Source organism: Novosphingobium sp. FG137, assembly GCF_057809735.1.
In genome coordinates, this window is the sequence record NZ_JBMDKN010000002.1 from 117733 (window position 1) to 137653 (window position 19921).

The window sequence follows — 19921 nt, forward strand, 5'->3', positions numbered from 1 at the left end:
GCCCTGCCCTGCCCCTCAGCGGCCCTGCCCCTCAGCGGCCCTGCCCCTCAGCGGCCCTGCATATCCCGCGCTTCTTCGGGAACGCGCACTTCCAGCCCGTCGAGCGCATCGGTGAGGACGATCTGGCACGAAAGGCGGCTCGTCCGCGTTACCCCGGCGGCAAGATCTAGCATGTCTTCCTCGTCATCGCTGGCAGGATCGAGCTTGCCGAACCATTCAGGCGCCACGACGACATGGCAGGTCGAGCAGGCCATCTGCCCCTCGCACGTGCCTTCCAGCGGCATCCCGACATTCTGGCCCGCTTCGAGCAGCCGCGTCCCAACTGCCGCCTCGGCGCTGATCCGCTGGTCCTGCGCGGTGATGAAGGTGACCTTGACCATGGCTTATGTCGCTCCCTGCAACCCGGCGCGCAAAGCGCGCCACGCGCTCACTGACTGTTCGCCGCCGCGTTGATCGCAGCCGCCGCCCGCTCAAGATCCTCTGCCCTGGTATAGCGTCCGAAGCCGATCCGGATCGCGGTTTTTGCTTCCCTGTCCGAAAGTCCGAGCGCGCGCAAGACATGGCTGGGCCGACCGGAGCCACTGGCACAGGCAGAGCCTGCAGAAAATGCGAGGCTGCGGCAATCGGACATCAGTCGCGCCACATCGAGCCCATCGCGGCGGATGTTGAGATTGCCATGCCAGCGCTGGTTTGCGCTGCCGTTGAGTGTCCAGCCCGCAAACAGCGCACGGGCCTGCTGCCACAGGCTTTCCACGTGCTGTCCATCGCTTTCCCGCAGACTTGTACACAAGGCGGCCGCCGCACCGAACCCAGCGCAGAGCGCAGGCGAAAGCGTGCCAGAGCGCAGGCCCTGCTCCTGCCCGCCGCCATGGATAAGCGGCGTCAGTGTCAGCCCGTCGCGCACCCACAGCGCGCCGATGCCCTTGGGGCCGTGGAGCTTGTGCGCGGAGATCGCGATCATGTCCGCGGTCGCGGGCGGTGCGAGCTTGCCGGCGGCCTGCACCGCATCGCAGAGAAACAGCGCACCCGCCGCATGCGCCGCCTCGGCCAAGGCCTCCACCGGTTGGATCGTGCCGATCTCGTTGTTGACCTGCATCGCTGCGACGAGGCCTGTGCCCGCCTGAATGGGGGCAGCTGCGTCCACCAGCCCGTCCGCGCTGACCGGCAAGACCACACAATCCGGATCGGCAAAGCGCGCGGTATCGAGCACCGCCGCATGCTCGATGGCCGAAACAGCCATGCGCCGCGCCCCGCAGCCCAGAATGGCGATATTGAGCGCCTCGGTCGCGCCGGCGGTGAAGATCACCCGGCCACCGGGCGGCAGGAGCGCCGCCACCTGCTCGCGCGCCACCTCCACCGCCGCCGCCGCTGCCCGCCCCGGACGGTGCGGGCTGTGCGGATTGGCGAAACCGTCATCAGCCAGCCAGCGCAGCATGGCCTCGCGCGCTTCGGGCGCGAGCGGGGTGGTGGCTTGATAGTCGAGGTAGATCACGCGTTCACCTCGGCCCAAGCCTGCGCAAAGGCATCCAGTTCGGCGGGCGTGGTGTTCCAGCCAAGGCTGACCCGGATCGTGCGGCGCGCCACATCGTGATCGATGCCAAAGCCTTGCAGCACGCGGCTGGGTTTCAGCGTGCCCGACGAACAGGCGCTGCCTGCGGAAATCGCAAAGCCCAGCGAATCCATGCGGATGAGCATCGCCGTGGCGGCCATGCGCGGGGCGGCAACGGCGAAGATATGGCTGCATTGCACGCCGGGCGTGAGCACTTCACCATGGCGGAACAGCGCATTCCTGAAATCGAAGCGCTGCTCGGCGGTGGTCTGCCAGCTTTCAATGTCCCCCGCCTCGAGCGCCGCCGCAAGGCCAAGCGCGCCGGGCAGGTTCTCCGTTCCCGGACGATAGCCGCGCTCCTGTCCGCCGCTGGGCTGCAGCATCGCCCAATCGCGCACCAGCAGCGCGCCTACGCCAATCGGCCCGCCCAGCTTGTGCGCGGAAACCACGATCATGTCGGCATCCGGCAGCGCCGCCTTGCCCGCCGATTGCGAACAGTCCGCCAGCAGCATCCCGCCCGCCGCGCGCACCTGCTCGGCAAGGATGTTACGCACAAGCGGCATCAGTACGGTGCCCGTTTCCGAATTGATCGACTGCACGGCAACCACCGCGCGGCCCGGTGCGGCAAGCATGGCCGCAAGCGCATCGGCATCCGGCTCGCCCTCGCGGATCGGAAGCACCTGCGCATCGGGCGCCGCGCGGAAGACCGCATCGTGCTCCACTGCCGAGACAATCCGCCGGTCCGCCTGCGCTCGGCCCAGTCCGATCGCCAGAGCCTCGCTCGCGCCGCTGGTGAACACCACTTCGCCCGGCCAGCCCAGCGCCGCCTTCACCCGCGCGCGTGCGTCTTCCAGCGCCGCCCGCGCGGCGCGGCCAGCCTTGTGCGGGCTCGAAGGATTGGCCCAGATCGCAAAGCCCTCCATCATCGCCTCGCGCGCTGCGGGCAGCAGCGGCGTGGTGGCGGCATGATCGAGGTAGATGGCAGGCATCGGGCGCAGGGATCCGTCGTATGGCGGGAATGATTGCTTTTGAGGCAACCGTTTCTATATAGCGGCTTCTCGCTTTTCCCAGCCCCGGCGTGCCGCGCGGCCCCTTGGCCCCACGACAGGGCTCGGTAAATCAGGACAGTCCATGCCCGCAGTCATCTTTCCCGGTCCCGATGGTCGCCTCGAAGGCCGCTTCCAGCCCGCTTCACGCCCGCGTGCGCCTGTCGCCATGATCCTGCACCCGCACCCGCAGGCAGGCGGCACGATGAACGATCGCATCACGCAGGCGATGTACAAGACCTTCGTGGCGCGCGGCTTTGCTGTGCTGCGCTTCAACTTTCGCGGCGTTGGCCGCAGCCAGGGCAGCTTCGACAACGGCATCGGCGAACTGTCTGACGCTGCCGCCGCGCTCGACTGGGTGCAGTCGATCCATCCCGAGGCGAGCACGACATGGATCGCAGGCTATTCGTTCGGCGCGCTGATCGGCATGCAACTGCTGATGCGCCGCCCGGAAATCCGCGGCTTCATCTCGGTCGCCCCGCCGGCCAACATGTATGATTTCAGCTTCCTCGCCCCTTGCCCCGCCTCCGGCATCATCGTGCAGGGCGCGGCCGATACGGTGGTGACGCCGAATGCGGTGCAGAAGCTGGTCGACAAGCTGCGCACCCAGAAGCACATCACCATCCACCACGACGAAATCCCGCGCGCCAACCACTTCTTCGAGAACGAACTCGACGATATGATGCGCGCGGTGGACAACTACCTCGATATGCGCCTCTCGCCGGATTGCCCGATCCGCTGAGCCGGGAAAGCCCCCTCCCCGTTACGGGAGAGGGGGTGTTCAGCTCAGAACTGCACGCGCTTGGTATAGCCGCCATCGACGACAATGTTCGCACCCGTCATCGCCAAGCAGGCAGGCGAGGCGACGAACACGATCGCCCGGGCCAGTTCCTCGCCCGTCGCCATCCGGCCGATCGGGATCTTGGCCAGAGTGCTTTCGTAGAAGGGCGTCATGTTGTTCTTGATATAGGTCCAGGGGCCGTCCTCGGTCATGATCGGACCGGGGGTGATGCAGTTGACGCGCACGCCCTGCGGCGCGAGCGCTTGCGACAGGTCTGATGAATAGACCATCACCGCCGCTTTCAGCGCATTGTAGGGCTGCACGCCCATGAATTCCTCGACCGCGCCGGTCGAGCTCATGCAGATGATCGAGCCGGCATCGGACTTGAGGAGGTGGGGCTTTGCTGCCGCAACGCCGCGGCGCATGGGGAGGATATCGGCCTGCATCACCGCATCCCAGCCGGCATCGCTGTCCTCGCCCAGATTGGCGGAGGTGAAGCTGATGAAGATGTCGCAGCCGCCCAGCGCTTCGGCCGCCTTGTCGACGAAGGCTGGAACCGCCTCGGCATCGGTGACATTGAGCGCCTCAGCATAGACGGTGACCCCGCTCGGCGCGAGTTCACCGACGATCTTGTCAACCTTGGCCTGCGTGCGGCCGCAAACCGCGACATGGCAACCCTCCGCCGCGAGCGCGAGCGCCACCTGACGCCCGATCCCGCCATTGGCGCCAACCAGAATGGCCTTCCTGTCCTTGAGCCCCAGATCCATTGCGCGTTCCTTCTTTGCGTGTTGCGATGCGCGACCATGGGCAGGGCGCGTGGCCGCGGCCACTCGCGTTTTGGGCAGGGGGTGCCCCCAACATTCCCATGCGCTGTTGCGTGTTTACCGATCTCAGGCCCGGTTACGAGTCGCGATCATGTCTGCGGCTTTTTCGGCAATCATGATCGTCGGCGCGTTGGTGTTTCCCGAAACCAGACATGGCATCACGCTGGCATCAACAACCCGCAGTCCATCCACGCCGTTTACCCGCAGCGCGCCATCGACCACTGCCCGATCATCGATGCCCATGCGGCAGGTGCCCACCGGGTGATAAATGGTTTCCGCCCAGCCCCGCATTTTTTCAAGCAACGCGGCGCGGTCGGTCACCTGTGGTCCCGGCCAGGCTTCGCCATCGTTGAACGCAGCAAACGCAGGCTGGCCGCCAATGCGCCGGGCCATTTCAACCCCGCTGAGCAGCGTTTCGACATCTTCGGGCGCGCTGAGATAATTCGGGTCGATCGCCGGGTGTGCAAGCGGATCGGGCGATTTCAGGCGGATTGTGCCGCGGCTTTCGGGGCGCAACTGGCAGACGTGGAGCTGATACCCATGGCGACTGCCAAGCCCGCCGCGGCCATGCGGATTGCCGAGCACCGGCATGAAATGCATCTGGATATCGGGCGCGGCAAGACCTTCGCGGGTTGAAAGGAACGCGCCCATGGGCGTGGGCATATGCGCGCCGTTGCCAGAGCGCAAAAAGACCCATTTGCCCAGCGCCGCCAGTTTGTTGATCATCTTGCTGTTGCGGTTCAGCGTGATCGGCTGGCTGCAATGCCATTGCACAATCACATCGAGGTGATCCTGAAGATTGCCGCCGACATCCGGGCTATCGGCCACCACCGGCACGCCGAAGCCTTGCAGATGCGCAGCCGGACCGATGCCGGACAGCATCAGCAATTGCGGGCTGTTGACCGCGCCGCCGCAGAGAATAACCTCGCGGCCCGCGACGCTGAACGCCGCATTGTTCTGCCGATAGGACACCCCTGTCGCCCGCGTGCCTTCAAACAACACACGTTCCACCTGCACCCCTGTCAGGATGGTGAGATTGGGGCGTTTGCGCACCGCCTCGGTCAGATAGGCCTTGGCTGCGGAGAAACGTTCGCCATCCTTGATCGTGGCATCATACTGGCCTACCCCTTCGAATTGCGGGCCATTGAAATCATCGGTGCGGGCATATCCGGCTTGCACAGCAGCTTGTACGAAGGCTTCGTTGAGCACGCTTTGCAGCGCGCCCTTGCGGCTGGTGTGCAAGGGGCCGCCGCTACCGTGAAAATCGTCCGCACCGCGTTCGCTGTCTTCGGACTTGCGGAAATAGGGCAGAACATCCTCCCAGCCCCAGCCAGTCAGGCCGAGCTGCGCCCAGCGATTGTAATCGCTGGCATGGCCGCGAATATAAACCATGCCATTGATCGAGGACGATCCGCCCAGCGCGCGCCCGCGCGGCCAGTAAAGCTTGCGATTGCCAAGCTGGGTCTGCGGCTCGGTCCAGAAACTCCAGTCAAACGCGCTGTTCTTGTCCGGCGGGATGATTTCGGCGATGCCGCCCGGCATCTGGATGAACATGTTCTTGTCGCTACCACCCGCCTCGAGCAGCGCCACGCGCGTGCCGGCATCGGCCGACAACCGATTGGCCAGCGCGCACCCTGCAGACCCGCCGCCAACGATCACAAAATCAAATTGCCCGTCCATGTTGCAACATTCTCCCCGGAACCCACGCTGCCCATATCCTTGCGCTGCCATGGGTGCGAGCCGATCATGCGGAATGGAAATCACGGTAACAAGTGCATTGCCGCCAAATCCCCTGCCCAACTGGCGCAGCGCCATATTCCTGTAACGCGCTGATCTGGCTCAAGGTCGCCCAAGCCCCCGGGCCTTGCTCTTTGTCATTGTCGGTCGGGTCTGCAACAACGCGCGGCGGGGTGTGCCACCTTCAAGGCGCCAAATTCGGGGGTGCACGGGCTGTGGCCCTTGCCCGCCGGAGGCTCTTCTTCTGGCCTCGCTCCGAGCCGAGAAGACCTCTCCCCTGTCCTTCGACTCGCTCAGGATGAGCGGGGGAGAGGGCTTTACGGGGTCAGATCAGAACTTCACCGTTGCTTCGATGCCGAACTGCTGGCGCGGCGCGACAACGCCGAAGTAGAACAGGCCGGCGTCGAGTACGTTGGCAAGGCGGCCGCCCTTGTTGAGCAGGTCGCGGGCATAGGCGGAGACGCGCAGGTTCTTGATCGCGCTGCCTTCGTGGAGGAGCGCGATCGAGGCATCGAGCGTGCCGTAGGCCGGGATCACGTCGCGCCGGGCGCCGGTGGTATCGGCGAGCGGCGAGGCGGTGAGGTCGTCGATGAAGGCGTAGTCGAGCGTGAAGGTCACGCGGTCGGCCGAGCTGACCTGCATCCCGTAATCGACGCCGGCGTTGAACGAGACCTTGGGCGCGCGGCGGAAGTTGCGCTGGCTCGAGACGTCGATGAATGTGCCGGGGTTGGCAAGGTTGGGGATGAGGAACGTCTTGTACCTGCCGTTGAGGTAGCCGCCCGAGGCACGCAGGGTGAGGTCGGGCGTGGGGCGGGCCTGCATTTCAAGCTCGAGGCCCCAGATCCGCGCCGAGGCCGCGTTCTCGACGATGGTTTCAGTGCCGGCGCCCGCCGCGCGGATGATGTCTTCCTGCTTGTTGTTGTAGTTCACCCAGAACGCGGTGGGATTGAGCCGCAGCTTGCCGCCGAAGAATTCGCTCTTCACGCCGGCTTCGTAGCTGTCGACCTTTTCGGGGTTGTAGGGCCCGATCGAAGTGGCCGAAGTGGCGCGGCCGTTGAAGCCGCCCGAACGGAACCCGCGCGACCAGCTGGCATAGAGCATCGTGTCGGGGTTCGGCTTCCAATCGAGGATCACGCGGCCGGTGGGATCGCTGAAGGTCTTCTTCGCCTTGGCCGAAAACGCGCCGGGCACGGTGAAGTCGATGTTGAAGTCCTTGGTTTCCCACGTGTAGCGCCCGCCGACAGTGAGGCGGACGTTGCTGCCCAGCTTGATGATCGATTCGGCGAAGACCGCGAAGGAATCGAGCCTTTGCCCCGCGGTGAAGTTCTGCACCGGGCCGTTGAGGATATAGGCCTGCGCGGCGCGCGCGCCGTTGTAGGGGTAGGGTTTGATGAAATAGTTGGTGTGCAGGTAGTAGGCACCGGCGACGATATCGATCCGGTCGGTCAGGTTGCCGCTGATGCGCACTTCCTGACTGAACTGCTTGTAGGACTGATCGCGCGCGGCAACGAACAGCGGCAACGCAACGCCGGGTGCAACCGGGATCGGCGGTGCGCCGGTGTTTTCCTCGAGCAGCGAGTCGTTGGTATTGCGGTAGCCGGTGATCGCGGTGAGCTTGAAGCCGCCGAGCTTGGTGTTGATTTCAAGGCTGCCGTTCACCCCGTCGATAAAGCTGCGGAACGGCAGCGAGGTGTTGGCCAGCGTGTAGTTCTCCTTGGCCTGCTTCAGGTAGCCCTGCGAGGCGCAGCCGAGATCGCCGAGGCCGATGGCGAGCGTGAAATCGCAGATATTGCCGCCCGCACCGAAGGGGAGGCCGCTGGCCTGCGTGAGGTTGACCGTGGACGGGTAGCCTGAGCGGTCCTTCTGGTAATCGACCGAGAGCAGCGCGGTGGTATCAGGCCCCAGATCCAGCAGCATCGAGCCGCCGATGTTCCAGAAATCACGGCCCTTCTCGCGCTCGCCGGTGTAGCGGTTGCGGGTGAAGCTGTCGCTTTTCCGCAAGAGGCCGAACAGCTTGATCGAGGCGACATCGCCGATCTTGGGCAGGTTGACCACAGCATCGAGATCATACGTGCCATAGCTGCCGTAGCGGCCATGGAGGGTCGCGCCGAGTTCGCCGGTGGGCTTGGTGCGGCGCATGGAGATCGTGCCGCCGATTGTATTGCGGCCATAGAGCGTCCCCTGCGGTCCGCGCAGCACTTCGACCGATTCCAGATCGAAGAAGTCGACATTCGCGCCGGTGTTGGTGCCGAGGAATACGCCGTCGATCGAGATGCCGATGGCCGGATCGAAGGTCTTTTCAAGGTCCGCAAAGCTCACGCCGCGGATCGAGGCGGCGAGCGCATTGCCCGCGAAAGATACGCGCGCAAGCTGCACGTTGGGCAGGAACTTCTGGATGTTCTGCACATCGAGCAGCACCGAGTTCTGGATGATGTTCGCATTGAGCGCACTGACGGAGAGCGGCGTGTCCTGCAGCTTTTCATTGCGGAAGCGCGCGGTGACCACGATGTTGTCGATCCCGCTGGTGTCAGTCTGACCTTCACTGGCGCCTTGCGCATCGGCTGGCTGGGACTGTGCCATGGCGGCGGCGGGCACCAGCGCACCACCGATCATCAAGAGCTTGAAAAAGCGCGCCCTATTGGCGCGGGCCAATTGCTTCATGCTGCCTCTCCCCATTTTTCTTTTGTTTCGGCGAAAGGCAACAAGGCCAAACGCCGATGGGGAGAGGCTGAACCGGATCGGACCTTTGGGCCACTGCGGATTTGGTTAGGGGAAACCGCGCAGTGCGGCGGCGTCCTCAGAGGACGAAATGATCCCCCGAAGCGCGGACGGTGACCTCGGAAATCGAGACGCCCCACGGCTGGTTGATCGCGTGGATGATCGCATCGGCGATGTGATCGGGCGCGAGGCTGGCGTAGTCGATCGAATCGGGGCTGAGGCGCTCTGCGGGGAAGGTTCCGGCGCCCATCTGGCCGACCATCTCCATGAAATCAGGCATGTTGTGCGCCACAATGCCAACCCCGGCGGCGGGGTTGATCACGGTGCCGGAAAGGCCCGTGGTGGGCACGCCGGTGGGCTTGATCGTGGTGACTTTGATCTTGCCCCGGCTTTCGACACGCAGCGATTCCGAAAGGAAGTTCACCGCAGACTTGGACGCGCCATAGACCGCCGCGCCGATCACCGGGAAGTTGCCGTAGATCGAGGAGAGATTGACGATATGCCCGCGCCCGGCGGCGATCATCGGATCGTAGGCGGCGACCATGCCGTTGAGCACGCCCTTGATGTTGATATCGATGCAGCGCTCCCACGCGGGATAGGCCGCCTCGTGATCGGAAAAGAACGCGAGCGGCATGATGCCGGCGTTGTTGATCATCACGTCGATCCCGCCGTGGGCTTCGGCAGCGCGGGCGATGAGCGCCTTGACTGCACCAAGATCGCGCACGTCGGTTTCGACCGCGATGGCCGCACCGCCAGCGCTGATGACCGCGTCCGCAGTAGCCTCGGCAGCGGCAAGATCGATATCGCCGCAAGCCACCTTGGCGCCGAGCGCGGCGGCCTTGAGCGCGACAAGCCGGCCAAAACCGCCCCCCGCACCGGTGATAACGATGGATTTGCCCGCGATGTGGTTGGTCATGGTCTCTCCGAAGGTCTGGGTGCCTGTGGCACCGGGTTAGTCGGAGAGATTTACGGCGGCGGCAGCGGGAATCCACCCCCGTTCCTTCAGGCGCAGCATTTCGTCACCGGCATCAGGGCTGCGCAGCCGCTGCCGTGAGCGTCTGGCCGCCGGTTGTCGGCAGTGACCAGATCACGACATTGGTGATCATCACGGCTGCCAGGATCGCCATGAGCGCCGGGCGCTGGCGCTCGCCCTTGCGCCAGAGGAACACCGCGCCCGCGAGGAGTGCGAGCGCGGTGAGCATGGCGAGCGATAGTGCCGCGTCAGTCATCGAGGTGCGAAAGCGCCGGCTGTCAGGACTTGAACAGGCCCGAGGCCAGGCCACCAAGATTGCCGAGCGGGTTTTCGCCTTCCTTCCCGCCGAGCAGTCCGCCGATCATGTTGGCCGCATCGGGGTGCTGGGCGAGCATAGTCGCGAAGCTGGCGAGCGAGCCCTCGCCGCCGATGTGGCCGACGATCTGCTGCAGCACGCCGGCATCGATCCCGGTGTTGGCCGCAGCGGTTTCGACCGTATCGGTCGGCGCGGCGTGGCCAGCGGCGAGCCCGGCAATCGCAGATTCCATCATCGAGGGATCGATGCCGACCTTGGCGGCAAGGTTCTTCACATCGACATTGCTGCTGATCTGGCCGAGGATCTGATCGAAAATGCTCATGCGCCGAACTCCCTGAAGGATGAGGCGCGCAATCTAGCCGATGATGATCCGGAAGCCATCACCAATATGGCCCGCCGCAATCAGGCGAAAGCGCCGCGCGTGCCCGTGGGCGCCGTGCGCGGCTGATCGCGTCGGCGGAGGATCTGCTGCACCGGCGCATCGAACCAGCGCATCGCGAACCAGGCAAGCGCGAGGGCGCAGGCCGCCTCTGCCACGGCGAACAACGCGAACTGGGCGGGCGAAAGCGGGTAGCGGCGCACTACTTCGAGCCCGAGCCGCAGCACAGCGGCCTGCGTGATGTAGAGCGGATAGGACAAGGCCCCGATCACGGCAAAGGCGCGTTCAAGCCTGGGGCCAGGCCGGTTGGCGATGCCCAGCCACACCAGCAGCGGAAACAGCATGACGACACAGGCAAGCGAACTCCCCGCACCCCAGCCGAACGGCGCCAGCAGCACGGCAAGCAGGACAAGCATCAGGCCTCCCCCCGCCAGCACGCCGCTGCCAGGGGCGGCAGGCAGGCGGCGCAGGAGGACACCGGCGAAGAACGGAAAGATCACGCGGGGCACGCCGAGGAGTACGGTTGCCTGTTCGTGCCCGCCGCTGATCCCAGCATTGGCATAGGCGAGCCACGCCAGTGCCGCGCCGCCTGCCAGTAGGATCGCGATCAACACCGCGTTGCTGAGCCAGCGCGCGATGCACGCAAAGAGCACGTTGGCGAGCGCTTCGAACGTGAGCGACCACGCCGCCGGATTGAAAGGATAAGCCGTGGGCCACTGTGGAAACACGAAGGACGGCAGCAGGAGGAAGGCAAAGAGCGCCGCAGTCGCCACATCAGCCGGGCTGACCGAACCCTTCACCGCGGCCGCGAGCGCCGCCAGCATCGTGCCCAGCAGAATGCCAAGGAACGCCAGCGGATAGAGCCGGATGAAGCGAAGCCGCGCAAACGCGCGCAGCGATAGCGCGCCGCCCGCCAGCCGCGCCTCATAGGAATGGGCAACGACGAAGCCGCTCAGCACATAGAAGAAATCGACCGCAAGCCCGGCGAAGGGCAGCGCGGCCAGCGTGCGCTGCTGGACGATGTGGAACACAAGCACGACGAGGGCCGCGATACCGCGCATGCCATCGAGAGTGTGGAACCGCATCGTGCATTCTCCTGCGGGACAAGCGGCCATCGGCACCTGCCGCGGCACGACGCGCAAGGGTGCGCCGTGCCGCAGCCTTCGGGTTCAGATCACGATGGGATCCGGATGGATGTTGCTGAGCGTGATCGCCTGCGTGTGACCGAAGGAATCGTTGAGCAGGAACGTGGTGCCATCGAAGGGCCCGCCCTTGATCTCGTAAAAGCTGCCCTTGGTCGGGTTCGCAGTGAGGAACCGGGCCATCGCGTTGATGTCTTCCTGACCGTCGATGAAGTAGGAACCGGTGCCCTTGCGCGACATGCCGAGCGTGCCGAAGATATCGTCGAAGCCGGTGATGCGCACATTGTCACCGTCCGCGAAGGTGAGGTCGGTGACCATGACCCACTGCCAGACCTCGGTGACACCGCGGCCGCCGCTGAAGCTCATGGGCGCGAAGCCTTCGCCCGAGCGGAACACGAACTGATCCGCGCCGGCGCCACCGGTAAGCGAATCCTGGCCCCCGCCGCCCTTCAGAACGTCGTTACCATCGCCGCCATAGAGCCAGTCCTTGCCGCCACCGCCGTAAAGCATGTCGTTTCCGCCGCCGCCAAACAGCACATCCCTGCCACCCCCGCCGGTGATCGTGTCGGCACTTGCCGTGCCCGTGATGATTTCATTGCCCTTTGTTCCGTTGATCGTCGCCATTTTAATCTCCAATACTTCTATGACCGCGTACTTGACGCTCTCATCCGGAATTAACGTCCGACAATTGCAATTATTAATTCCATATTAAGGATAGCACGTTTGACAAATACTTATCTATACGTGGTAACCCAGTCGGTATTGGCCTTGATCGAGGCAGACGGCCGGCGCAGCGAACGCCTCTAACCTCGTGCATAGCGGTGCGTGGTGGCCTCGCCGCGTGGAAACAGGTTCAGTTCCGAAGCAGTTGGCGGCGCTCACGCTATGTCGCCGCACGAAAGCGGCGGAGAAAACCGGTGCGGCGCGGCCGCGCGGTGCCTGCAGGCGAATCAGCGCCGACTAGAACATGCCGCGCAAGCCAGGCGCGGGCCGGTTCATCGAACCAGACGAGCACGGCCCAAGCCGCCAGCAGCAACAAAGGCGCGAGCAGAAGCGCTGCCCAGTTCCCGCCTGCGCCTCCCCCAGCATATTTCAGTACGCCGGCGGCAAGCGCGAGCACCGGCACATGTATGCCGTAGACCGGATAGGAAAGCCGCCCGAGCAGCGCACCTCCGGGCAGCACTTGTTCCTGTCCGGCGGCGACGGCGACCATCAGCACGGCCGGCATGCACACAAGCACGACGAGCAGCTGCCAGCCCAGCACTGGCAATGGCAGCGCGAGGAAATAGACCAGCGCTGCCAGCACCATGATCGCGCTGGGGCGGCCCATGCGCGGGAGATTGTGCCGCACGCGGTGCAGCAGCAGACCGCTGCCGAAACCGAAGCCCACCCGCGCCGCGCCGCCAGCCAGCGACACGGCCTCCCAGCCGATATCGAGCGTGCCGAAGCGCAGCCCCAGCACGACGAGCAGCCCCGCACTCACGGCGACGAGGCTGCAGAGCACCTTCGTGCTGCGCCCGGCAAGGAAGGCAGCCCAGACGAAGTTGATCGCGATCTCGAAGAACAGCGACCACAGCGGGCCGTTGGCGGGGAACATCTCCCAGCCCGTCGCGCGGCCATGCCAAAGCTTGGGCAGGAGCAGGAGGTTCAGCAGGTTCGCGCCGAGAACTTCGGCCAGCGGATCGGAACGAGCAGGTGCGGCAAAGGCGCGCGCGACGAGATAGGCCCCGCCGGCTAGTGCCCCGAGCACGGCCACCGGCGCCATGCGGACAAGGCGGCGCGCGGCGAAGGCGTTGAACGACATGCCGCTGGCAAGCCGCGCCTCGTACGCCTCGGCAATCACGAAACCGCTGAGCATGAAGAAGAAATCGACCGCGAGGAAGCCGTTGGGCAGGATCAGCGGGCCGCCGCCCCGCGTGCCGATGTGGAAGACCAACACCGCCAGCGCGGCAACCCCGCGCAGTTCATCAAGCAGCCGATAGCGTTCGTGACCAGCCATGGGCCGGGATCTCCTTCGTTCGCGCTGAAAGGCGGGAGAAAGGGCCGGCAAGTCCATGCCCGGTTGCTCCATTTTCGAACCAATCCCCGCCGCGCGATGGTGCACGACGCGGCTTTGACAGCGGGCGGCTGGTGGGACACTGTCCGCCGCATGACACAGCAAGCCTCTGCCGCCCCCGCCCTTTCGCCCGCTCTCTCCCCTGCCCTATCGCGCCGCGAGGCGATCGCGGGCCTCGCTGCAGGGGCTGCCGCGCTGGCGCTGCCTGCGCAGGCTCTTTCGGCGCAGGTGCAACCGGCAGGAGCGCCCTCGCCGGCTGCGGCACTGCTGGATGATGCCGCGTGGCGGATGCTGGCGCTGAAGCCGGAGAGCGCGACCTCGCTGGGGCTCGATACCGGGGCCCATGCTGCCTTGCGGGGCGCGCTGGAAGACCGCTCGGCTGCGGGGCAGGCGGCTGTCGCGGCGCTGGTGCGCGCCGATCTCGCCAAGGTCGAGGCGATTGCCGACGCGGGCCTCGATCCCGTCACCCGCACCAGCCTTGCGGTGGTGAAGAGCGCCTATCGCACCGCGCTGGACGGGTTTGCCCTGCCTTATGGCGACGTCACCGTCGGCGGATGGCGCAACACGCCCTACGTCGTGATCCAGAACGTGGGTGCCTACATCGACGTTCCGCGTTTCCTCGATTCGGACCATCCGGTGGGCTCGGCGGCGGATGCCGAGGCCTATCTGGCGCGGCTGGCGCAGTTCCCTGCGGTGCTGGCTGGCGAGACGGCGCGGCTGAGGGCCACGGCGGCGCAAGGCGTGATCGCGCCCTCGTTCCTGATCGAAAAGGCGATCCGGCAGATGGGCGCGAGCCTTTCGGCGATGGGTTCAGGCGGAGGCCTTGTCGAATCGATCGAGCGGCGCACGCGCGAGAAGGGGATCGCCGGCGATTGGGCGGGCCGTGCGCGCGAGATCGTCACCAAGCAAGTCGCCCCGACTTTGGAGCGGCAGCTTGCCGAGTTGATCGCACAGCGCAGCAACGCGGTGCCGGCAACGGGCATGCACCAGCGCCCCGGCGGCGATGCGTTCTATGCCTGGGCCCTGCGCGCCAGCACCACGACGCGGATGACGCCAGACGAGATCCACAAGCTGGGCCTCGAATCGCTGGCCGAACTGCAGGGGCAGATGGACCCGATCCTCCGCAAGCTCGGCTATACCAGCGGCACGGTGGGCGAGCGGATGACCGCGCTGGGCAAGGACCCGCGCTTCCAGTTCCCCGACAACGACGAGGGCCGCGCGCAGATCATCGCGTTTATCCAGAAGCGGCTGACCTATATCCGCGCGCAGATGCCGCGCGCGTTTTCCCGGCTGGTGCGCGGCAATCTGGAGGTGCGGCGCCTGCCCCCGGCAGAGGAACCCGGCGCGCCCGGTGCCTATGGCGGTCCCGGCTCGATCGATGGTTCGATCCCGGGCAAGATGTGGATCAATCTCGGCACCACGCGGCTCCACAGCACTTACAGCCTGCCGACACTGGTCCACCATGAGGCGATCCCCGGCCATGTCTGGCAGGGCGAATATTCGAACCAATTGCCGACGATTCGCGCGATGCTGGCCTTCAACGCCTATTCGGAAGGCTGGGCGCTTTATTCCGAAACGCTGGGCGACGAGCTTGGCGCCTATGACGACGATCCGGTGGGCAAGCTGGGCTATCTCCAGTCCATCGCCTTCCGCGCCTGCCGACTGGTGGTCGATACCGGCCTCCACGCGCGCGAATGGACCCGCGAGCAGGCGATCGACTGGTTCGCCAATTCAAACGGTTCGGGCCGCGACGAGGTGACCAGCGAGGTCGAGCGCTATTGCAGCTGGCCGGGGCAGGCCTGCGGCTATTTCATCGGGCGCAGCGAGATCCTGCGCCAGCGCGCGCGTGCCATGGCGGCGCTTGGCAAGGCCTATGACTTGCGCGATTACGACAACGCGGTGGTCGAGGGCGGGAACGTGCCGCTCGACGTGCTGGCGGCCAATATCGACCGGTATATCGCGGGCAAGCAGGCCGGCTGAAGGGCGCCGTCAATCCCGATCCGGCGCGCCGAGCGGAAAGAAGGGACGGTAGGGGCGCGCGTCTTCCACGCAGCGCGCCACCGGCGGCAGCGCGAGCAGATAGGCGCGGTAGGCCGCAAGGCGCGGGCATGATGCGGGGATCGGCAGAACCCAATCGGCGTAGAACAGGGACGGCGCCGCTGCGCATTCGATAAGGCTGATGGCCTCGCCCGGTGTGTAGTGCTCCAGCCAGCGCTCGAGCCAGATGTAGGTCCGCTCCAGATTGGCGCGCGCCTTGGCGATGCGCGCCTGATCCATCCCGCCGCCGGGCAGGTGTTCATCGACGACCGCCTGCATCGGCGCCATGACGTAGTTGTCGAAAACCCTGTCGATCATCCGCACATGGGCCGCCCGGACAGGATTGGCCGGAAGCAAGTGCGCCGCGCCGGAATGGTGGAGCCAGAGATGCTCGATGATCGAGGTGGCCTCAAACACTTCGGCATCGCCATCGATCAGCAGCGGAAACTTGCCGAGCGGACTGGCGGCGGCCACGCGGGCGCCGTTTTCCGGCTCATCCGGGCCGAGCATGCGGAAGGCGAACGGCGTTTCGCTGGCGTAGAGCGCGATCAGCGCTTTCCAGGTGTAGGATGAGAAGGGGTGGCCATAGAGTTCGAGCATCAGCTTTCCCCGGCTCGTGCTGCCTCGATGGCGGCGATGTCGATCTTGCCCATGGTCATCATCGCCTCGAACACGCGGGCGCGCGCGGCCGGGTCCGGGTCTGACAGGCCCCGCGCCAGTGCGTTCGGGGTGATCTGCCACGAGAGGCCCCACTTGTCCTTGCACCAGCCGCAGCGGCCCTCGCTGCCGCCGGCCGCCATGATGGCATTCCACAGGCGGTCAGTCTCTTCCTGCGTTTCGGTAGGGACCTGTAACGAGACGGCCTCGTTGAGTTTGAAATAGGGTCCGCCGTTAAACCCCACGCAACCGATGCCGAGCACACTGAACTCGACGGTCTGGACGCTGCCTTCCTCGCCCGGCACACGGCGTATCGCGCCAACCCGGCTGTTCGGGAAGGTCGCGGCATAGAATTGGGCGGCATCCTCGGCCCCGCTTTCGTACCACAGGAACAGGACCGCGGAGGTCATCCCTTGGCCGCCTTGATCAGCTCCCGGTCGATCGCCTTGGCGGACTGGTAGCCGGCGCGGGTGCGGATGCGTTCGGCATAGGCGGCAAAGCTGGGGAGCGGCGGGATCGAGCCGAAGTTCAGGCCCCAGTCGATCTGGCTGCCGACATAGACGTCCGCCATCGTGAAGCGCGGACCGCAGACCCAGTCGCGGCTGGAAAGCAGCCCGTCCATCACTTCAATGGTGAGCTCATAGGTGCCGAAACCGGCCATCCCCGTTTTGCCTTCAGGCACATTCCAACCCATCGCGCGGCTGATCACCGCCTGCTCGAGCGGACCAGCCGCAAAGAACATCCAGCGGTAGTAATCCGCCTTTTCCTCCTCGCGCGGGAAAAGATCGGCTTCCGCGTGGATATCGGCCAGATAGGCGCAGATGCCCGCGCATTCGGTGATCACGCGGTCGCCCTCCGGCGCGTGGTGGATCAAGGTGGGCACCTTTTTCATCGGATTGGCGGCGGCCAGTTCGGCCGGGCGATCCGCCCAATCGACCAGCACATGCTCATACTCTGCACCCGCTTCGTGGAGCGCCCAGCGGGCAATCTGGCCGCGCGACATGGGGACGGTGAAGAAGGTGTAGTCTGCCATGGCTCAGCTTTCTCGTTGGCCGACAAGCGCGAAGGGCGCGCCCTGGGGATCGGTGCCGGCAACGGTCCAGTCGCCGCCCGGTACCTGATGCGGCCCGTTCAGCACCTGTCCGCCGTGCGCGGCAACCGCTGTGACGGCCTGATCGATATCGGCCACGCGGATGTAGTAGGTCCAGCCCCTGCGCGGCCAACCAGGCGGCGCTTGCATGGCCGCACCAATATCGACGCCGTTCTGGTCGATGAAGCAATAGTCCCCGAGTTCACCCATCGGCATCGTGCGATGGAATTCGAAGCCGAAGTGGCGCGCGTAGAAGTCCTTCGCCGCTGCGAGATCGGGCGTGACGAGTTCGTTCCACGAGACGTGCTGCGGTGTGGTCCGATCATAGCAGGTGCTCACCGCATCGGGCATATCGGGCGGCGGGACCGGGTGCATGACGTAGAAGGGCATGCCCTGCGGATCAGTGACCATGGCGAACCGGCCCTGCGGAATGTCCTGCGCGGGCATGAGCACGCGTCCGCCTTCGGCCACGATCGCCGCGGCCTTGGCATCGACATCATCGACGTGGAAATAACCGAGCCACGTGGGATGCGCGCCCTCGGCGATCATCTCCTCCGAGAGGCGGAGCGCCCCGCCGGTAGCGCCGCCATCACTGCGCATGATCATGCGGTAGAAATCCTCGCCCGGCTGCTCGCCCGGGCCATCGATCCGCCAGCCGACGACCGCATCGTAGAACGCCTTGGCCCCATCGAGATCGGGCGTCATCAGTTCGTACCAGATGAAGCTGCAGGGCACGCTCATGTCCGTTCTCCGATCCACAGCAACTGTTCGATCATGCGCGGTCTCTCGCCTCGCCGCTGCACGCCTGTGCCTATCTACACCCTCTCCATTCCGGTTGCCCGGCGCCTGCGATCAGGCGGGAACGAGATCGGGCAGGATGCGCTGCATGAGTGCCGCTTCCTTCTGCGCGACAGCCTGCCACGCAGGGCGCGCCAGCGCGCGGGCATGCCATGCGGCGGTCTTCGGATAGGTCGCCGCATTGGGGCCATGGCCGACATAGCGCAGAGTGCAGAGCATCGAGGCGACGGTGATGTCTGCAATGGTGAAGCCCTCACCCAGCAGCCAGCCTTCGTCCGGCGTCACGCTCTCGATGTAATCGAAAATGCGCGGCAGTTCGGCCTCGCCCTCAAGGGCAAGCGCCTCGTTGACAGGCAGGCCGAGGAAGCGCGGGCCGACCACGCGGTTGAACAGGATCTTGAGGCCCGAGGCGGCGAAGATGGTATCGCCGAACTCGTCGAACCACACCGCGAGGCCGAGTGCCTGCGGATCGGTGGGGATCAGTGCCGGGGAGGGGTGTTTCGCCTCAAGATAATGAACAATTGCCGACGAATCGGCGAGTGTGAAGCCATTGTCATCGATCGCCGGGATCTTCGCAAAGGGGCTGACCGCGAGGAACTCTGCGTCCGTGACGCCTGGGCCCCCGCGCGCGGGGGTGTAGTCCAGCCCCTTCTCGCCCAGAACCACCGCCACCTTGCGCACGAAGGGCGAGAGTAGAGCCCCATACAATTTCATAGCATCCGCCTCCCGCGGTCGAGTCAGCACGCAAAGCTTATTGCAGCCTTTCGCAGCCCCGTATAGGCGATGAGGCGATGAGCGATATTCCGAACCTGCAGGCCGATACCCGCGCCACCACCGTCCTTGCCGCCCCCGACATCACGCTGAGCGTGCGGGAGACCTTCGGCATTCCCATCGACATGACAGTCCCGGCCTTCTCGGTGGCCGACGAGCGGGTGCCGGATCTCGATCCGAACTACGTGTTCGATCCGGATACAACGCTGGCGATCCTGGCGGGCTTTGCCCACAACCGCCGCGTGATGGTGCAGGGCTATCACGGCACCGGCAAATCGACGCACATCGAGCAGGTGGCAGCCCGCCTCAAGTGGCCGTGCATCCGCATCAACCTTGATGCGCATATCAGCCGCATCGACCTCGTGGGGCGCGACGCGATCGTGCTGCGCGATGGCCTTCAGGTCACTGAATTCCGCGAGGGCCTGCTGCCCTGGGCCCTGCAGACGCCGACCGCACTGGTCTTCGACGAATACGATGCGGGCCGGCCTGACGTGATGTTCGTGATCCAGCGCGTGCTGGAAACCGAGGGCAAGCTCACGCTGCTCGACCAGAACCGCGTGATCCGCCCGAACCCCAACTTCCGCCTTTTCGCCACTGCGAACACGGTGGGCCTGGGTGACACGAGCGGGCTTTATCACGGCACGCAGGCGATCAACCAGGGCCAGATGGACCGCTGGAACATCGTCGTCGCGCTGAACTATCTGCCTGCCGCGACGGAGATCGACGTGGTGACCAAGAAGGTCCCCGGGCTCGACGCCAAGACGGCGGCGGACATGGTGCGCGTCGCTGATCTCACCCGCAAGGGCTTCATGGCCGGTGACATCTCGACCGTGATGAGCCCGCGCACGGTGATCAGCTGGGCGCAGAACACCGGCATCTTCGGCGATACCGGCTTTGCCTTCCGCCTCTCGTTCCTCAACAAGTGCGACGAGACCGAGCGGGTGCTGGTGGCCGAATACTACCAGCGCGTGTTCGGCAAGGACCTGCCTGAAAGCGTCGTCGGCAAGGTTTGATTGCCGCTTGCCAGCGGCTGCTTTGGGGGAAGCA

The 19921-nt window shown here is 65.4% G+C and carries 20 protein-coding genes; 3 read left to right on the plus strand and 17 right to left on the minus strand.

Annotation, left to right across the window (positions count from 1 at the left end):
• Positions 1-47: 47 nt before the first annotated feature.
• Genes ACODS2_RS06155 through ACODS2_RS06165 form a run of 3 tightly spaced genes read right to left on the minus strand, consistent with a single transcriptional unit; the run spans position 48 to position 2538 of the window.
• The gene (locus ACODS2_RS06155) at positions 48-380 is read right to left on the minus strand and encodes a 2Fe-2S iron-sulfur cluster-binding protein (protein WP_298171903.1); all 333 of its coding nucleotides are present in this window, start codon (positions 378-380) and stop codon (positions 48-50) included.
• A gap of 47 nt (positions 381-427) precedes the next feature.
• Positions 428-1492, minus strand: coding sequence for a cysteine desulfurase family protein (locus tag ACODS2_RS06160; RefSeq protein WP_488998023.1), 1065 nt, complete (start codon positions 1490-1492; stop codon positions 428-430).
• Entirely contained in the window at positions 1489-2538 is a 1050-nt protein-coding gene (locus tag ACODS2_RS06165) for a cysteine desulfurase family protein (protein WP_488998024.1), read from the minus strand. Before ACODS2_RS06165 ends, ACODS2_RS06160 begins: the two co-directional genes overlap by 4 nt.
• A 142-nt stretch (positions 2539-2680) precedes the next feature.
• Between ACODS2_RS06165 and ACODS2_RS06170 the strand changes: the two genes are divergently transcribed.
• On the plus strand, positions 2681-3337 hold the full coding sequence (locus ACODS2_RS06170; RefSeq protein WP_298171912.1) for an alpha/beta hydrolase: 657 nt from the start codon (positions 2681-2683) through the stop codon (positions 3335-3337).
• Between the two features lie 44 nt (positions 3338-3381).
• Here the strand turns inward: ACODS2_RS06170 and ACODS2_RS06175 are convergent, their stop codons facing one another.
• The 9 genes from ACODS2_RS06175 to ACODS2_RS06215 form a co-directional block, all read right to left on the minus strand.
• Complete coding sequence (locus tag ACODS2_RS06175) at positions 3382-4143, minus strand: SDR family NAD(P)-dependent oxidoreductase (protein ID WP_488998025.1); 762 nt, start codon at positions 4141-4143, stop codon at positions 3382-3384.
• 123 nt (positions 4144-4266) lie between these two features.
• Complete coding sequence (locus ACODS2_RS06180; RefSeq protein ID WP_488998026.1) at positions 4267-5880, minus strand: GMC family oxidoreductase; 1614 nt, start codon at positions 5878-5880, stop codon at positions 4267-4269.
• A gap of 387 nt (positions 5881-6267) precedes the next feature.
• Entirely contained in the window at positions 6268-8598 is a 2331-nt protein-coding gene (locus ACODS2_RS06185; RefSeq protein ID WP_488998027.1) for a TonB-dependent receptor, read from the minus strand.
• 136 nt (positions 8599-8734) lie between these two features.
• A complete protein-coding gene (locus ACODS2_RS06190) occupies positions 8735-9571 on the minus strand; it encodes an SDR family oxidoreductase (protein WP_488998028.1) in 837 nt (278 codons plus the stop codon).
• A gap of 112 nt (positions 9572-9683) precedes the next feature.
• Positions 9684-9884 (minus strand): hypothetical protein, encoded by a 201-nt coding sequence (locus ACODS2_RS06195; RefSeq protein WP_298169826.1) that lies wholly within the window; start codon positions 9882-9884, stop codon positions 9684-9686.
• Between the two features lie 22 nt (positions 9885-9906).
• A complete protein-coding gene (locus tag ACODS2_RS06200) occupies positions 9907-10266 on the minus strand; it encodes a hypothetical protein (protein ID WP_488998029.1) in 360 nt (119 codons plus the stop codon).
• An 80-nt stretch (positions 10267-10346) separates the two neighbouring features.
• Complete coding sequence (locus ACODS2_RS06205) at positions 10347-11408, minus strand: acyltransferase family protein (RefSeq protein ID WP_488998030.1); 1062 nt, start codon at positions 11406-11408, stop codon at positions 10347-10349.
• An 84-nt stretch (positions 11409-11492) separates the two neighbouring features.
• The gene (locus ACODS2_RS06210) at positions 11493-12089 is read right to left on the minus strand and encodes a calcium-binding protein (protein WP_488998031.1); all 597 of its coding nucleotides are present in this window, start codon (positions 12087-12089) and stop codon (positions 11493-11495) included.
• Between the two features lie 259 nt (positions 12090-12348).
• A complete protein-coding gene (locus tag ACODS2_RS06215) occupies positions 12349-13464 on the minus strand; it encodes an acyltransferase family protein (RefSeq protein WP_488998032.1) in 1116 nt (371 codons plus the stop codon).
• A gap of 150 nt (positions 13465-13614) precedes the next feature.
• Between ACODS2_RS06215 and ACODS2_RS06220 the strand changes: the two genes are divergently transcribed.
• Positions 13615-15501: a DUF885 domain-containing protein gene (locus ACODS2_RS06220; protein ID WP_488998033.1), complete on the plus strand. Its 1887-nt coding sequence runs from the start codon at positions 13615-13617 to the stop codon at positions 15499-15501.
• Positions 15502-15510: 9 nt separating this feature from the next.
• Here the strand turns inward: ACODS2_RS06220 and ACODS2_RS06225 are convergent, their stop codons facing one another.
• The 5 genes from ACODS2_RS06225 to ACODS2_RS06245 all read right to left on the minus strand — a co-directional run bounded on the left by ACODS2_RS06225 (position 15511) and on the right by ACODS2_RS06245 (position 18817).
• Positions 15511-16161, minus strand: coding sequence for a glutathione S-transferase family protein (locus tag ACODS2_RS06225; protein ID WP_488998597.1), 651 nt, complete (start codon positions 16159-16161; stop codon positions 15511-15513).
• Positions 16158-16625: a VOC family protein gene (locus ACODS2_RS06230; RefSeq protein WP_488998034.1), complete on the minus strand. Its 468-nt coding sequence runs from the start codon at positions 16623-16625 to the stop codon at positions 16158-16160. The genes ACODS2_RS06225 and ACODS2_RS06230 overlap by 4 nt, the downstream gene beginning before the upstream one ends.
• Positions 16622-17248 (minus strand): glutathione S-transferase family protein, encoded by a 627-nt coding sequence (locus ACODS2_RS06235; RefSeq protein ID WP_488998035.1) that lies wholly within the window; start codon positions 17246-17248, stop codon positions 16622-16624. Before ACODS2_RS06235 ends, ACODS2_RS06230 begins: the two co-directional genes overlap by 4 nt.
• Positions 17249-17251: 3 nt before the next feature.
• Positions 17252-18046, minus strand: a complete 795-nt coding sequence (locus ACODS2_RS06240) for a VOC family protein (protein ID WP_488998036.1) — start codon at positions 18044-18046, stop codon at positions 17252-17254.
• 111 nt (positions 18047-18157) lie between these two features.
• On the minus strand, positions 18158-18817 hold the full coding sequence (locus tag ACODS2_RS06245; RefSeq protein WP_488998037.1) for a glutathione S-transferase family protein: 660 nt from the start codon (positions 18815-18817) through the stop codon (positions 18158-18160).
• A gap of 77 nt (positions 18818-18894) precedes the next feature.
• Between ACODS2_RS06245 and ACODS2_RS06250 the strand changes: the two genes are divergently transcribed.
• Positions 18895-19887 carry an AAA family ATPase gene (locus ACODS2_RS06250; protein WP_298169804.1) on the plus strand — a complete coding sequence of 331 codons (993 nt, stop codon included), beginning with the start codon at positions 18895-18897 and terminating at the stop codon, positions 19885-19887.
• Positions 19888-19921: the final 34 nt, after the last annotated feature.